6 protein-coding genes are annotated in these 16,214 nt (G+C 71.4%); 5 read left to right on the top strand and 1 reads right to left on the bottom strand.

What is annotated here, in order from left to right; genetic code table 11:
- Positions 1 to 67 precede the first annotated feature (67 nt).
- From ACFY2B_RS08975 to ACFY2B_RS08955, 5 genes are all read left to right on the top strand, one after another.
- Entirely contained in the window at positions 68 to 901 is an 834-nt protein-coding gene (locus ACFY2B_RS08975) for a sterol desaturase family protein (protein ID WP_390762473.1), read from the top strand.
- Positions 902 to 1,018: 117 nt separating this feature from the next.
- The gene (locus ACFY2B_RS08970) at positions 1,019 to 11,044 is read left to right on the top strand and encodes an amino acid adenylation domain-containing protein (RefSeq protein ID WP_390762472.1); all 10,026 of its coding nucleotides are present in this window, start codon (positions 1,019 to 1,021) and stop codon (positions 11,042 to 11,044) included.
- Entirely contained in the window at positions 11,034 to 12,698 is a 1,665-nt protein-coding gene (locus ACFY2B_RS08965) for a phytoene desaturase family protein (RefSeq protein ID WP_390762471.1), read from the top strand. Before ACFY2B_RS08970 ends, ACFY2B_RS08965 begins: the two co-directional genes overlap by 11 nt.
- A gap of 41 nt (positions 12,699 to 12,739) precedes the next feature.
- Positions 12,740 to 14,443 carry a phytoene desaturase family protein gene (locus ACFY2B_RS08960; protein WP_390762652.1) on the top strand — a complete coding sequence of 568 codons (1,704 nt, stop codon included), beginning with the start codon at positions 12,740 to 12,742 and terminating at the stop codon, positions 14,441 to 14,443.
- Positions 14,397 to 15,593, top strand: a complete 1,197-nt coding sequence (locus ACFY2B_RS08955) for a cytochrome P450 (RefSeq protein ID WP_390762470.1) — start codon at positions 14,397 to 14,399, stop codon at positions 15,591 to 15,593. The genes ACFY2B_RS08960 and ACFY2B_RS08955 overlap by 47 nt, the downstream gene beginning before the upstream one ends.
- A gap of 266 nt (positions 15,594 to 15,859) precedes the next feature.
- On the opposite strand, the gene ACFY2B_RS08950 is transcribed toward ACFY2B_RS08955, so the two are convergent.
- Positions 15,860 to 16,012 carry a hypothetical protein gene (locus tag ACFY2B_RS08950; protein ID WP_390762469.1) on the bottom strand — a complete coding sequence of 51 codons (153 nt, stop codon included), beginning with the start codon at positions 16,010 to 16,012 and terminating at the stop codon, positions 15,860 to 15,862.
- Positions 16,013 to 16,214: the final 202 nt, after the last annotated feature.

The raw sequence follows: 16,214 nt of genomic DNA, 5'->3' as shown, positions 1-16,214 counted from the left end.
TACACACTGCCACGGGGGGCAGGTACGAAGCGAGGGACACGGGGTCTCAGGGAGGGGAGGGGCACCCATGTGGATTCGTCGCACGGCCTATCCCGTGCTGCTGGTGCTGATGGTCGTCGTGGCCGTCGTGGTACTGCGCTTCCACCTGAATCCCGGACTGGCGACCTCCGCCTTCCAGTTCGGAGTCATCGCCTATCTGATGATCATGGAGCGAGTGATCCCCTACGACCGCACCTGGCACCCGGACCGCCGCGAATGGGGCTGGTACGGCGTCTACTTCGTGCTGACCACCTCGGGCAGCGTCATCGCGCAGATGCTGGTCGCCGCACTCGTCGCCGTCCTGTCCCCGGCCAAGCCGAAGCTGCCCCTGGCAGCCGAGATCCCACTGGCGCTGCTGGTGGGGTCGCTGGCCAGCTATCTGGTGCACCGGTTGGGTCACACCAACCGCTGGCTGTGGCGGCTGCACGGCATCCACCATGTGCCGGAGAAGGTCAACGTCGCCAACAACGGCGTCAACCACGTCCTGGACGTCCTACTGGCGCAGAGCAGCGTGCAGTTGTCGCTGAGCCTGTTCGGGTTCTCCCAGGAATCCGTGTTCGCGACCGGCCTCTTCGTCATCACCCAGGGCTATTTCATCCATGCGAACATCGACGTCCGTATCGGCTGGCTCAACTACGTGTTCGCCAGCCCGGAACAGCATCGTCTGCACCACAGCACGGATCTCTCCGAGGCCGGTCACTACGGCTCGGAACTGGCTGTCTGGGACCGAATATTCGGCAGTTACACCTGGTATCCCGACCGGAAGCCACTCGCCGTGGGTCTCAAGGACCCCGCGTCCTTCCCGAGGACCGAGGCCGTCTTCGCCAGCCAGCTCCGGTCGTGGCGACGTCCCGTGAACTGACGACGCACCTCCCTGTACGAACCTCTGCCTGACCGCGGCCGGAGCCGGCCGCGGTCGGGCCATCGTCCTGCCTTTGCCACACGCGCCGCCGTGCCACGACAACTCAAGGATTCGGCCATGTCGGACCTATGCAAGGTCGCCACCCGCGACAAGATCGCGATCATCGGAATCGGCTGCCGCCTGCCCGGCGGCGCCTCGGACCACCGGACGTTCTGGCAGAACCTGATCGACGGCAGGGACTGCATCACCGCGACGCCCGGAAGCCGGTATGACATCGCGACCCTCGCCAGCCGGGACAAGACCAAGCCCGGCCGACTGGTCGGCGGGCGCGGGGGTTACATCGACGGTTTTGACGAATTCGACCCGGCGTTCTTCGGCATCAGCCCCCGCGAGGCCGCGCACATGGACCCGCAGCAGCGCAAGTTGCTGGAGGTGGCCTGGGAGGCGCTGGAGGACGGCGGGCAGAAGCCGGCCGAGCTGGCCGGGCAGGACGTCGGCGTCTTCGTCGGCGCGTTCACGCTGGACTACAAGATCCTGCAATTCGCCGACCTGGGGTTCGAGACGCTGGCCGCCCACACCGCGACCGGCACGATGATGACGATGGTGTCGAACCGCATCTCGTACTGCTTCGACTTCCGCGGCCCCAGCGTCTCCCTCGACACGGCGTGCAGTTCCTCGCTGGTGGCGGTCCACCTGGCCTGCCAGAGCCTGAGCCGTGGCGAGAGCAGCCTCGCGCTCGCCGGCGGCACGCTGCTGCACATGGCGCCGCAGTACACCATCGCCGAGACCAAGGGCGGCTTCCTCTCCCCCGAGGGCCGCTCCCGCACCTTCGACGCGTCGGCCGACGGTTACGTGCGTGCCGAAGGCGTCGGCGTGGTCGCCCTCAAGCGCCTGGACGACGCCCTGCGCGACGGCGATCCGATCCACGCGGTGGTCATCGGCAGCGGCGTCAACCAGGACGGCCGTACCACCGGCATCACCGTGCCGAACGCCGACGCCCAGGTCGCCCTGATCGAACGGGTCTGCACCGAGGCGGGCATCGCGCCCGGCAGCCTGCAGTACGTCGAGGCCCACGGCACGTCGACCCCGGTCGGCGACCCGATCGAGGCGGGCGCGTTAGGCCGGGCGCTGTCGATCGGGAGAGAACCCGGCGCCGCCTGCTACGTGGGCTCGGTCAAGACCAACATCGGGCACACCGAATCGGCCGCCGGCATCGCCGGGTTGATCAAGACAGCACTCTGCCTGAAGCACCGGAAGATCCCACCCCACATCAATCTCGACCAGCTCAATCCCGCGATCGACCTGGACGCGCTGCCCTACCGGATCCCGACCAGCACGGTCGACTGGCCGGAGCACGACGGACCCGCCCGCGCCGGGGTCAACTCCTTCGGTTTCGGCGGCACCAACGCCCACGTGCTGCTCGAAGCGGCACCGGCCCGTGCGGAGGCCGCGAGGAACACGGCAGCGGCCACGACGAGCGCGGCAGCGGGTACGGCGAGCGCGGCAGCGGGTACGGCGGCGGCCACGGAGGGCGCTGAAGGCGCGGCAGCGGCTTCAAAGGGCAGTTCGGCAGAGGGCGCGACGAGCACGGCAGGGACTTCGGGCAGTGCGGCGGCGGCCGTTGTGGGCGCGGGGGCCGAGGTGGGCGTGGGGGCCGGGGGCTCGGCGGCAGCGGTTCCGCCTTCGTACTCCATCCTTCCGCTGACCACGCGTGACCCGGCGCTGCTCCCCGAGGCGGCGGCCGGCATCCGCAAGGAGCTGGCCGGGTCCGGCCACGCTCCGGCCGCCTCGCTGACCGACATCGGCTACACCCTGGCCCGCCGCCGGCAGCACCTCGAATCGCGGCTGTCGGTCGTCTACGACTCGCGTACGTCGCTCGAAGCGGCCCTCGACGCCTATCTGCGCGGCGACCAGCACCCCCATGTGCTGGTCGACCAGCGGCGCGAGGGCGAGCAGCGGCGGCTGGTCTGGGTCTTCACCGGGATGGGGCCGCAGTGGTGGGCCATGGGCCGGCAGCTGTTCGAGACCGAGCCGGTCTACCGCGCTGCGGTCGAACGCTGCGACCGCGAGATCCGTGACCTCACCGGCTGGTCGCTGGTGGAGGAGTTGTCCGCCGACGAGGCGGACTCGAAGATGAGCGAGACCTGGCTGGCCCAGCCCGCCAACTTCGCCGTCCAGGTCGGGCTCGCGGCCCTGTGGCGCAGCCGCGGCGTCCGTCCGGACGCCGTCGTCGGCCACAGCACCGGCGAGGTCGCGGCGTTCTACGAAGCGGGCGTCTACACCCTGCGGGACGCGGTCACGGTCGTCGTGCACCGCAGCCGCCTCCAGCAGAAGCTCGTGGACACCGGCGCGATGCTGGCCGTGAGTCTGTCCGAGGAGGAGGCCGAGCGGCGGGTGGCGCCGTACGCGGACCGCGTGTCGGTGGCCGCCGTCAACAGCCCGACGGCGATCACCCTCGCCGGGGACAAGGACGCGCTCGCGGAGCTGGCCCTGCAACTCCAGGCGGAGGACGTCTTCGCCAAGTTCCTCACCGTACGAGTGCCTTACCACAGCCCCCGTATGGATCCGATCAAGGACGAGTTGCTGTCCTCGCTCGCCGCGCTGGAGCCGCGCGCCGCGCGGGTGCCGCTGTATCTGACGGGAGGGCCGCAGGCCGCGGCCCGCGGCCGGGCGGAAGGGCCCGAGCTGGACGCGGACTACTGGTGGCGCAACGTCCGCGACAGCGTGCGCTTCCGGGACGCCGTCGACCGCCTCGTCGAGGACGGCCACGGCCTCTTCCTGGAGATCGGCCCGCATCCCGTGCTGGGTCACTCGATCGCCGAATGCCTGACCGCCAAGGGCGCCGAGGGGCGCAGCCTGCCCTCGATCCGGCGCCAGGAGGACGAGCGCGCGCGGTTCACCCTCTCCCTCGCGGCTCTCCACAACGCGGGCGTCGACATCGCCTGGGAGGTGCTGCACCCGCGGGGCAGGCCGGTGACGCTGCCCCGCTACCCCTGGAAGCGGGACCGGCACTGGACGGAGCCGAAGGCGGTCGAGCAGATCCGGCTCGGCAGGCGCGAACACCCGCTGCTGGGCCGTCGGCTGGCCACGGCGGAACCGGCCTGGGAGGCCCGACTCGACGTCGAGGCCCTGCCCTATCTGCTCGACCACCGCATCCAGGGCAGTGCGCTGTTCCCGGCGGCGGGCTACGTGGAGATGGCGACGCAGGCGGTGCGCGCGATGACCGGCGGCGGGGAGGCCGTGATCGCCGACATCGAGCTGCGCAAGGCGCTGTTCCTGTCGGCCGGTTCGGACGGCGGGAACGCCCCGGAGGAGTCCGGCGGTGACCCGGCCCCGGCCGCCTTGGGCGGCGACACCGCCACCGTGCAGCTCTCCTTCTCCGCGGAGAACGCCGCGTTCACCGTCGCCACGGTGCACGCCGACGACTCCCGGGAGCGGACCGTGCACGCACGCGGAGTCGTCCGTACCGGGCAACGCGCCGCCGGTACGGCCCGGCTCGACGCCGGCCCGGTTAAGGCGCGCAGCCTGCGCCGCCTCGACGGCGCCGACTGCTATGCCGCCCTCAGGACGCTGGGCTACCACTACGGCCCGGCGTTCCAGGGCATCGAGGAGGTGTGGATCGGCCGGGACGAGGCGCTGGCCCGGATCCGTCCGACGGAGCCGATCGGTGACGACGCCACCCGCCACCACATGCACCCGGTCCTCCTCGACGCCTGCTTCCAGACCCTGCTGACCCCGCAGATCGTCGAGACCGGTGACGACGCCGGGGACACCGCGGGCGGCATCCGGCTGCCGTTGTCGATCGACGAGGTGCGCATGGCCGCCGTGGGCGACCGTGCGCTGTGGGCGCACGCCGTCGTCACCCGCCGGGCGGACGGTGAACTCGTCGGTGACATCGCCGTCCACGACGACGACGGTGCGCCGCTCGGCCGGATCAGCGGCTTCCGCGCCGCCGACATCGAGCAAGCCTCCGCCGCCGTCAGCCTGAGCACCGTGGACTCCTGGCTGGCCGACGTCACCTGGGTCCACACGCCGTACGCGGCGGACGTCGACACCCCGTACGCGGCACACGTCGACGCCCCGGACACACCGGGCGGCGACACCGCGTCCGCGGCACGCACCGACGCCCTCCACGCAGCGGACGCCGGCACATCGCGTACGGCGGACCCGGTCGCTCCGTACGGGGCGGAAGCCGTCGCGCCGTACCCGGGAGAGACCGTCACCCCGTTCCCGGCAGAGGCCGTAGCCGCGGGCGGGACGGCCGCGCCCCGCTGGCTCGTCCTCGCCGACGGCCGGGGCGTCGGCGACGCGCTCGCGGCGCTGATCGCCGGGCGCGGCGGGCACTGCCACCTGGTACGCCCAGGAGCCGCCTACCGCGTCGCCGACGACCTGCGGGAGTCGACGGTCCGGCCGGACTCCGCCGCCGACCTGGACCGTCTCCTCGCCGACCTGCGCGCCGCGGGCGGCCGGCCGTACGACCACGTCGTGCACCTGTGGAACCTCGACCTGCCCACGTTCGACGCGACGGCCGCCGCCGACGAGCTGCGTGGACTCTCCGGTGTCGGCGGCTACTCGCTGATCGCGCTCGCCCAGACGCTGCCGTCCGCGCTGCCGGGCGGCAGGCTGCACATCGTCACCCGCGGCGCCCAGGCCGTCGTACCGGGTGATCCGGTCGAGCCGCTGTCCGCTCCGGCCTGGGGCATCGGGCGCGTGCTGTGGCAGCAGGAACTCACCGCCCACCGCGGGAAGCTGATCGATCTCGATCCCGCGTCCGCCTCGTGCGAGGCCGACGCCGAGGCACTGCTGCGGGAGGTGACGGCCGCCGGTGGGACCGCCGACGACGAGATCGCGCTGCGCGCCGGCCACCGCTACACCAGCCGCCTCACCCCGGTCGCCGGCCGGCTGACCCGTCCGCTGCCGCTGCGGCTGCGCGCCGACGGCGCCTACCTGGTGACCGGTGCCTTCGGCGCGCTGGGCCGGGTGCTCTGCCGCGCCCTGGTCGCCTGGGGCGCACGGCGGCTGATCCTGGTGGGCCGGACCCGGCTGCCCGGCCGGGAGCACTGGCGCGAGACCGACCCCGGCTCCGCGGCCGGCCGCGCCGTCCGGTTCGTGCGGGAGCTGGAGGCGCTGGGCGCCCAGCCCGTCCTCGCGCCCCTCGACATCAGCGACGAGGCGAGCCTGACGGCCTGGCTGGCGGAGTACCGGCGGCTCGCGTCCGCGCCGATCCGCGGTGTCTTCCACCTCGCGGGCCAGGTCCGCGACACCCTGCTGCCCGACATGGACCGGGAGACCTTCGACGCGGTCCACGATCCCAAGGTCCTCGGCGCGTACCTCCTGCACCGGCATCTCGGCGCGGAACCGCTCGACCACTTCGTGCTCTTCTCCTCGATCGCCTCCGTGCTGACGACCGCCGGGCAGACCAACTACGCGGCGGGCAACGCGTTCCTCGACGCGCTGGCGCACCACCGCCGGGCCCGCGGCCTGCCCGGTCTCAGCCTGGACTGGGGTCCCTGGGCGACCGGCATGATCGAGGAGCTGGGGCTCATCGAGCACTACCGCAGGAACCGCGGCATGAGTTCCCTGTCGCCCGAGGCGGGGACGGCCGTGCTGGAACGCGTCATCGGGCAGGACCGGGCCCAGCTGCTCGTCGCCACCGTCGTCGACTGGCCGGTCTTCCTCGCCTGGTACGCCTCCCCGCCGCCGCTGGTGAGCGAGCTGGCCGCGGCCCTGGGCGGTCCGTCCGCCGCACAGGGGGAACAGAGCAGCTTCCTCGACGCGTTCCGGGGCGCCGATGACGCGGCCCGTCGGACCCTGGTGGCCGAGCGCTTCACGGCGGTGGTCGCGGGTGTGCTGCGGGTGGCGACCGACCAGGTCGAGCTCGACCACGCACTGGGCGGACTGGGCCTGGACTCGCTGCTCGCGATGGAGCTGCGCTCCCGCGTGCACGCGGAACTCGGCCTCGCGCTCCCGGTCGTCACCCTGCTCAGCAGCGCCCCGGTGGGCGAACTGATCGACCGGCTCCACGAGGGCCTGGCCGAGCTGGTGGCGGCCGGTGCGGACGAGGCCGCCGGCGGTGCCGCGGTCGAGCTGTTCCGCGACGAGGGACGGCACCCGCTGACCCAGAACCAGAAGGCGCTGTGGTTCCTCAAGCAGCTCAACCCCGACGGTTTCGCCTACAACATCGGCGGCGCGGTCGAGGTGCGCGTGGAACTCGAACCGGAGCTGATGTTCGACGCGTTCCGGGTGCTGATCGAGCGCCATCCCAGCCTGCGCGCCAACTTCACGCACGAGCAGGGGCAGCCGGTGCAGAAGGTCGCCCCCGCCGCCGAGGCCGCGCTGCGCCGGGACGTCGCCCTCTTCGACGTGGAGGGCGTGGCGTGGGACGACGTCCACGCGATGATCGTGCGCGAGTACCGCAAGCCGTACGACCTCGAACGCGACCCGCTGATCCGGTTGCGCCTGTTCCGGCGCGGTCCCGACCGCTGGGTGCTGATGAAGGCCGTCCACCACATCATCTCCGACGCGATCTCTACCTTCACCTTCATCGAGGAACTGCTCGCGGTCTACGAGGCGCTGCGCCGGGGCCGCGCCCCCGAGCTGCCGCCGGTCTCGGCGCGCTACCTCGACTTCCTGAACTGGCAGAACCAGTTCCTCGCCGGACCCGAGGCGCGCCGGATGCTCGACCACTGGAAGGGCCGGCTGCCGGCCGACGTCCCGGCGCTCGGCCTGCCCACCGACAAGCCCCGTCCCGCGGTGCAGACCCACAACGGCGCGTCCGAGTTCTTCGTGCTCGACGCCGACCTCAGCGCCCGCGTCCACGACGTGGCCCGCGAGCACAACGTCACCGTGTTCATGGTGCTGCTCAGCGCCTACTACCTGCTGCTCCACCACTACTCCGGGCAGGACGACATCATCGTCGGCAGCCCGGTGACGGGCCGTACCCAGGAGGAGTTCTCCTCGGTCTACGGCTACTTCGTCAATCCGCTGCCGCTGCACGTCGATCTGGGGGACGGCCCGTCGGTGGAGCAGTTGCTCGCCCGGGTCCGGGATGTCGTGCTCGGCGGCCTGGACAACCAGGAGTACCCGTTCGTGCTGCTGGTGGAGGAGCTGGGCCTCCAGCACGACCCGAGCCGGTCCGCGGTCTTCCAGGCCATGTTCATCCTGCTCACCCACAAGGTGGCCACCGAGAAGTACGGCTACCGCCTGGAGTACATCGAACTGCCCGAGGAGGAGGGCCAGTTCGACCTGACGCTGTCGGTGTACGAGGACGAGGCGGACCGGCGTTTCCACTGCGTCTTCAAGTACAACACCGACCTGTTCCTGGCCGAGACGATGCGGCGGCTGTCCGGGCACTACGTCAACGTCCTCGACGCCCTGACCCGCGCCCCCGCCGCGCAGCCGGCCGGCCGGCTGGAACTGCTGGGCGCCCGTGAGCGCCGGCAGATCCTCGGCGACTGGAGCGGGGCCGGACGCCGGGCCGCCGAGCCCGGTGTGCCGGTGCACGAGCTGATCGCCCGGGCCGCCGCCGAGCACCCCGGGGCGACCGCCGTCTGCGTGCCCGCCGAGGACGGCACGACCGAGCGCATGACCTACGCCGCACTCGACCGCCGCAGCCGCGACCGCGCGCGACGGCTGCGCGAACTGGGCGTCCGCGACGGCGCGGTGGTCGCCGTCTGCATGGAGAAGTCGGCCGAGCTGGTGGTCACCCTGCTGGCGGTCCTCCGGGCGGGCGGCGCCTATCTGCCGCTCGACCCCGGCAACCCGGCCGACCGGCTGGCCTACATGGCCGAGCACGCCGGGGCCGCGCGCGTCGTCGTGGACGGGGCGGGCGGTGCGCGCTTCGCCGGGCATTCCGGCGTGCTCACCCTGGCGGAGCTGTCCGACGCGGCGGGCGCGCCCGGCACGGCGGCCGCCCCGCCAAAACCGGCGGGGCAGGCGGAACCGGCCGGGCCGACGGACCAGATCGAGCCCACCGGGCAGGCCAGGCCGGTCGCGGCCGGTACTGCGGCTGCCGCGGCCGACGCAGCCGATCCGACCGACCCGACCGACCCACTCGTCGGCATGGACGGCCCGGCCTACGTCATCTACACCTCCGGCTCCACGGGCCGTCCCAAGGCGGTGCAGGTCAGCCATCGCAACCTGGCGTCCGCCTACGCCGCCTGGCGAGCGGAGTACCGCCTCGACACGGACGCCCGGGTCCATCTCCAGATGGCCGGCCCGGCGTTCGACGTGTTCACCGGTGACCTGGTCCGCGCCCTGTGCTCCGGCGGGACCCTGGTGCTGGTCGGCCGTGAGCTGCTGTTCAACACGGCCCGGCTGTACGCGACCATGCGCGCCGAGCGGGTCGACTGCGCCGAGTTCGTGCCCTCCGTCGTGCGCGGCCTGATGGCCCACTGCGAACGCGACGGCGCCCGGCTGGACTTCATGCGCCTGCTGATCGTCGGCTCGGACACCTGGAAGGTGGAGGAGTACGACCGGCTGCGCGGCCTGACCGGACCGGACACCCGCGTGGTCAACTCCTACGGCCTCACCGAGGCCACCGTGGACAGCACCTACTTCGAGGGCCCGACCGACGGCCTGGAACCGAGCCAGATGGTGCCGATCGGCCGGCCGTTCCCCGGTGCCGAGGTGTACATCCTGGACGGGCACGGCGCACCGGTGCCGCCGGGCGTCGCGGGCGAGCTGTGGATCGGCGGCGCCGGGGTCGCCCTCGGTTATCTCGCCGATCCCGGGCACACCGCCGAGCGTTTCGTCAGCCGCACCCTGGACCACGGCAGCGGCGCGGCACCGGTACGGCTGTACCGGACCGGCGACCTGGCCCGCTGGGACACCGGCGGCGGAGTCCACCTGCTCGGCCGGGCCGACTCACAGGTCAAGGTCGGCGGCCACCGGGTGGAGATCGGCGAGATCGAGTTCCAGCTCGCGGAATGGCCCGCGCTGGCCCAGGCGGTCGTCGTCGTCCGGCCGGACCGCAACGGCGAGAACACGCTGTGCGCGTACGGCGTCGCCGCACCCGGCGCGAAGCTCGACTGGCGGGAGCTGCGCCGGCACCTCGGCGAGCACCTGCCGACGTATCTGGTCCCGGCGGCTTTCACCGAGCTGCCCGCGCTGCCGCTCACCCCGAACGGCAAGGTCGACGTCAACGCGCTGCCCGAGCCCCGGTTCGAGACCGGCGAGGACGCCCACGAGCCGCCCGTGACGCTCTACGAGACGCGGATGGCCGACCACTGGGCGGCGCTGCTCGGTCTCGGGGAGGTCGGTCTCCAGCACGACTTCTTCGAGGTCGGCGGCAGCTCCATCAAGCTGATCGAGCTGATCCACGGGTTGCAGGACGAGTTCGAGATCAGCATCCCGGTCAGCCAGCTGTTCAAGGTCACGACGCTGCACGGGATGGCCCGGACGGTCGAGCACATCATCACCGGCCGGCTGCCGGGCGCCCAGCCGTTCCTCCGCTTCAACCGGGGAGCGGGTCCCGCCGTGTTCTGCTTCCCGCCCGCGGGCGGGCACGGCCTGGTCTACCGGCGGTTCGCCGAGCAGCTGCCGGAGTACGAACTCGTGGCGTTCAACTACGTCGCCGAGGACGACAAGGTCGCCCGGTACGCCGATCTGATCGCCGCGCACCAGCCCGAGGGGCCCTGCGCGCTGCTCGGCTACTCCCTCGGCGGGAACCTCGCCTTCGAGGTGGCCAAGGAACTCGAACGGCGCGGCCGTGAGGTCGCCGACGTCGTCATCGTCGACTCGTACCGCATCGACGCCGCCTTCACCCCGGGCGCCGAGCACATCGAGGCGTTCGAGCGGGAGCTGCGCGAGCACCTGCACAAGCACACCGGCTCCGAGACCCTCGCGCAGGAGACCCTCGACCAGGCCAGGGACTACATCGCCTTCTGCGGCCGTACTCCCAACCTCGGCACGGTCGGCGCGGCCGTCACCGTCGTCTCCGACGAGCAGAAGGTGGCCTTCTACGCCGCGGGCGAGCGCGGGACCTGGCACGGCACCTCGACCGTGCGCACCGAGGTGCTGCGCGGCGCCGGCGTCCACGCGGACATGCTCGACCCGGGGTGCATCGAGCACAACGCCCGGCTGGTGCGCGGCGTCCTCACGCACACCGCCGTGATCGAAGGGGCGGCCCCGCATGCGGCGTAGTAGCAGGGTGCAGTGGAGCGAACGCGAGCGTGCCCCCGGGGCCAAGCCGCGCGTCATCATCGTCGGAGCGGGCCTGGGCGGGCTCTCCGCCGGCTGCTACGGGCAGATGAGCGGCATGGAGACCCGTGTCTTCGAGAAGCACGTGCTGCCGGGCGGCTGCTGCACGGCCTGGTCCCGGGACGGCTACGTCTTCGACTACTGCATCGAATGGCTGACCGGCACCGCCCCGGGCAACGAGGCCCATCAGGTCTGGCGCGAGCTGGGGGCCCTGGACGGGAAGACCATCCGCAACTTCGAGGTGTTCAACACGGTCGTCGACGACGACGGCCGGTCGGTGGTCTTCTACAACGACCCCGACCGGCTGGAGCGGCACCTGCTGCGGCTCTCGCCGGCGGACGCGCCGCTGATCCGGTCGTTCTGCCGTGACCTGCGGCGGTTCACCGACATCGACATCTTCCCGTTCCTGAAGCCGGCCCCGCTGCTGACGCTGCGGGAGAAGGCCAGGGCGCTGCGGAAGATCCTGCCGCTGCTGAACCTGTTCCGGCGCACCGCCGGGACCTCCATGGAGTCCTTCGCCGCGCGCTTCGAGGATCCGCTGCTGCGCCGGGCGCTGCCGTTCGTCTTCTTCCAGGACCACGAGGTCTTCCCGCTGCTGCCGTACCTGTTCAACATGGCGGGGGCCCACCAGTCCAACGCGGGCTTCCCGCAGGGCGGTTCGCTGGGGCTGGCCCGGTCGATCGAGGAGCGCTACACCTCGCTCGGCGGCCGGATCGACTACCGCGCCCGGGTGGAGCAGATCCTGGTCGAGGACGGCCGGGCGATCGGCGTGGAACTGCGCGGCGGCGAGCGGCACTACGCGGACCACGTGGTGGCGGCCTGCGACGGCGCCACCACCCTGGACCGGTTGCTGAAGGGACGCTACTCCAGCCCGCGGACCGACCGGCTGTTCCAGTCGGTCCTCGGCACCCCGAAGCTGGTCTACCCGGGGGTGGTGTCGGTGTTCGTCGGGTTCGCCGGGGACGTGGCGCCGGACGCCCCGCACAGCGCGACCTATCTGCTCTCCGCCGCCGACAGCGCCCGGCTGCCCGGCGTACTCCAGGACAGTCTGGTGGTGCAGTTGCGCTCCCGGTTCTCGGACGGGCTGGCACCGCCCGGCAAGTCGGTGATCCACTGCTCCTACTTCAGCGACTACAGCTCCTGGAAGGAACTGCGCCGCACCGACCGCCGCGCCTACCGGGCGCGCAAGCAGGAGGCCGGCCGGTTCGTGCGGGAGTTCCTGGAGCGCCACCATCCGGGGATCGCCGCGCGCATCGAGGTGGTCGACGTCGCCACGCCCGCGACCACCGAGCGCTACACCGGCAATCTGCACGGCTCCATCCTCGCCTGGAAGTCCTACACCGAAGCCGACGGCCTGATCCAGCACCTGATCGAGAAGGACCGGCTGCGGCTGCCGGGGCTCGACGGGCTCTCGCTGGCGGGTCAGTGGTTCACCGGCGGCGGGCTGATCCGGGTGGCGGCCGGCGGCCGGTTCGTGGCCCAGTACCTCTGCGAGGAGCTGGGCCTCGAGTTCCGGGCGTGGGAGAGCACGGCCGGTGAGACGTGGCATCCCGGGAAGCTGGGCCACCTGCCCCAGCTCGACAAGAGCATGAGGTGAGGGGCGTGACGATGCCTCGCAAGCCCCGCGAGCGCCAGACAATGATCATCATCGGGGCCGGTCTCGGCGGGCTGTCCACCGGCTGCTACGCGCAGATGAACGGCTACCGGACCCGGATCTTCGAGATGCACGAGATCCCGGGCGGCTGCTGCACGGCCTGGGACCGTGGCGACTTCACCTTCGACTGCTGCGTCAGCTGGCTGCTCGGCAACGGGCCCGGCAACGAGATGCACCAGATCTGGCTGGAGCTGGGCGCGCTCCAGGGCAAGCAGATGCGGCACTTCGACGTCTTCAACGTGGTGCGCGGGCGGGACGGCCGGTCGGTCTACTTCTATTCCGACCCGGACCGGCTCGAAGCCCATCTGCTGGAGATCTCCCCGTCCGACGCCAGGCTGATCCGAAGTTTCTGCTCGGGGCTGCGGAAGTTCCGCAAGTGCCTTGCCGCGTATCCCTTCCTCAAACCGGTGGGACTGATGGGCCGCACCGAACGCTGGCGCATGCTCGCGTCGTTCGTCCCCTATTTCAATGTCATCCGCAAGTCGATCAGCGTCCTGATGACGGACTATTCCGCGAAGTTCAAGGATCCGCTGCTGCGCGAGGCGTTCAATTTCATCCTCTACGAGAAGCATTCCGCTTTTCCGGTGCTGCCGTTCTATTTCCAGCTGTCCGCGCACGCCAATCTCTCGGCCGGGGTGCCGGAGGGCGGCTCACTGGGGCTCGCGACCTCGATCGAGCAGCGCTATCTGCGGCTCGGCGGCGAGGTCAGCTACAACACGAAGGTCGAGGAGATCCTCGTCGAGGACGACCGGGCGGTGGGGGTACGGCTCAGCGACGGGCGGGAGTTCCGCGCGGACATCGTGGTCTCGGCCTGCGACGGGCACGCCACCACGATGAAGCTCCTGAAGGGCCGTTACCTCCCCGAGGAGTACCGGCGGCTGTACACCTCGGTCATCGACGAGCCGGGCATGGTCTTCCCCGGATACGTCACCCTCTTCCTCGGGCTGCGGCGCCCCTTCCCCGAGGGCGCCCCCTGCACCACGTACCTGCTGACCGAGGAGGAGGCCACCCGGCTGGTCGGCATCCGCCATCCGAGCATCAACGTCCAGTTCCGCAGCCTGCACTACCCGGAGCTGTCGCCCGAGCGGTCGACCGTCGTCTACGCCACCTACTTCAGCGACGTCGGTCCCTGGCGCGCGCTGAGCGACGGCCCGGAGCAGCGCACCCGCAGCCGGGGCGGAACGGAGCTGCACACCCTGCCGGTGCGCCGCGGGCGGCCGTACTACGAGGCGAAGCACCAGGTGCGCGACATGCTGCTGGGCTTCCTCGACCGGCGGTTCCCCGGCCTGACGGACAACGTCGCGGTGCGGGATGTGTCGACCCCGCTCACCCAGGTCCGTTACACCGGGAACTACGACGGGACCGTCCTCGGCTGGCAGCCGTTCGTGGAAAGCGGCGAGACGATGGAGAAGGTCGTCAAGAAGTACGGGCCGGCCCTGCCCGGCCTCGCGAACTTCTACCTCTCCGGGGTCTGGGCCACCACCGGCGGCCTCATCCGCGCCGCGGCCGCCGGCCGGCACGTCATGCAGTTCGTCTGCCGCGACGACGGCAGGGCGTTCACCGCACACATCGACGCGTCGGGGCCGCTCCCGACCCATGTCGTCATCCCCGTAGGACCCGATGGGAAGGATGGAGACCCCGATGAGCGAACGACCGGCGCCGCTGCCGTATCCGTTCACGTCCGCTGACCCCCTGGAGCTTTCGCCGATCTACGCCGAACTGCGCAACGGGCCGCTGCGCAAGGTCCGGCTGCCCTACGGCGAGGACACCTGGCTGGTCACCCGGCACGCCGACGCGCGGTTCGTGCTGTCCGACCCGCGGTTCAGTCTGGCGGCCGGAGTGGAACGGGACCAGCCCCGGATGAGGGAGCTGTCCCCCGGCGGTGACGGGCTGCTCTCCACCGACCCGCCCGTGCACACCCGGCTGCGCGGTGTGGTGGCCCGGCACTTCAGCGCGCGCCGTGTCGAGCAGATGCGGGTCGTGGTGCGCGAGGCCGCCGAGGGGCTGTTGGACCGGCTCGAGGAGTCGGGACCACCGGGCGACCTCGTGCAGGACTTCGCCGTCCCGCTGTCGATCGCCATGATCTGCGATCTGCTCGGCGTGCCGGCGACGGACCGCCACCGTGTCCAGAAGTGGCTCGAAGTCCTGCTGGCCCAGGTCGTGACCAACGAGGACCTCGCCGCCGAATCGGGGGCGTATTTCGCCTACCTGACCGGGCTGGTGGAGGAGCGCCGGCGGGAGCCGGGCGACGACCTGCTCACCTGCCTCGTACGGGCGCACTACGAGGAGGGACGCCTCTCCTACGACGAACTGATCAAGCTGTCCATCGAGTTGCTCACCGGCGGGTTCGTCACCACCTCCAAGCAGATCCCCAACTTCTGCTATCTGCTGCTGCGTCGCCCCGAGTGGCTGTCGCGACTGCGCGAGCACCCGGCGGACCTCCCGGTCGCCATCGAGGAGATGCTGCGCTACGTGCCGATGCCCAACGGCCTCGTCTTCTGCCGGTACGCGACCGAGGACGTCGAAGTGGGCGGGGATCTCGTCCGCGCGGGGGAACCGGTCCTGGTCGACACGTCGGCGGCCAACCGGGATCCCGCGGTCTTCCGCGACCCCGAGGCGCTCGTCCTCGACCGGGCGCCGGAGGCCGCGCATCTGACCTTCGGACACGGCGCGCACTTCTGTGTCGGGGCACGGCTGGGCCGGCTGGAACTCCAGGTGGCGCTGGAAACCCTGCTGACCCGCCTGCCCGCGCTGAAGCTGGCCACGCCCGACGGCGAGGTGCGCTGGAGGGAGGAGACGATGCTCAAGGGCCTCCACGCGCTGCCGGTCGACTGGTGAGGCCGCCGGCGGCACTTCGGCGGTCCGGCTGCCGTTCGGGGCCGCGGCACCGCCGGCCGCCGTGATGTTTCCTGGCCGCCCGCGCGCATGGCGTGGTTCCTCAGGCGCGCGGGCGGAGCGGTGCGTAGGGGGTGCTGACGCGGGGACCGGCCGGCCCAGGGGGCGCACCCGCCGGCCGGTCCCGCGTCCGTGTCACGTGCCGCATCGCCGTCAGCTCACGGTGGCCGCCGTACGCTGAGTCGGGCGTTGCTCGCGCGTGTACACGATCATGGAATGCCGCGCAGGCCGGTGTCGACGGCCGGGCGGCCCTCGGCCAGGGACAGGACCGGGTCCTGTCGGGACACGTCGCTGCTCCTGCGGCACCACTCGGTGATCCGGCCCGTGTCGACCAGCCCTGGCTCAGTGACTCGCTGCAGCAATCCCTGTCCTTATGAATGGCGCGCGGGCACCACGCTTCCTGCCATGTTCGAGATCGGCAGGGCTCCGCTGATAGTCGACAACATTCTGTCTACAGTATGCTGCGCGCGCAATAAGGGTGCAGAACAATGGCCTGATCTCTCCCAACCCGCGCGAGGTCATGCCCACGTGCAATCGAGCGCGTAGACTGTAGACGAAAACCAA

Origin of the sequence: Streptomyces sp. NPDC001270, from assembly GCF_042896695.1 — a bacterium.
Lineage (GTDB): Bacteria > Actinomycetota > Actinomycetes > Streptomycetales > Streptomycetaceae > Streptomyces.
The sequence above is the reverse complement of the archived record's forward strand: the minus strand, read 5'-3'. Positions and strand labels throughout refer to the sequence as shown.

Bases quoted from the DNA above. Each gene is read 5' to 3' on its own strand.
- ACFY2B_RS08975 (WP_390762473.1), top strand. From the start codon at position 68: ATGTGGATTCGTCGCACGGCCTATCCCGTGCTGCTGGTGCTGATGGTC.
- ACFY2B_RS08970 (WP_390762472.1), top strand. From the start codon at position 1,019: ATGTCGGACCTATGCAAGGTCGCCACCCGCGACAAGATCGCGATCATC.
- ACFY2B_RS08965 (WP_390762471.1), top strand. From the start codon at position 11,034: ATGCGGCGTAGTAGCAGGGTGCAGTGGAGCGAACGCGAGCGTGCCCCC.
- ACFY2B_RS08960 (WP_390762652.1), top strand. From the start codon at position 12,740: ATGATCATCATCGGGGCCGGTCTCGGCGGGCTGTCCACCGGCTGCTAC.
- ACFY2B_RS08955 (WP_390762470.1), top strand. From the start codon at position 14,397: ATGAGCGAACGACCGGCGCCGCTGCCGTATCCGTTCACGTCCGCTGAC.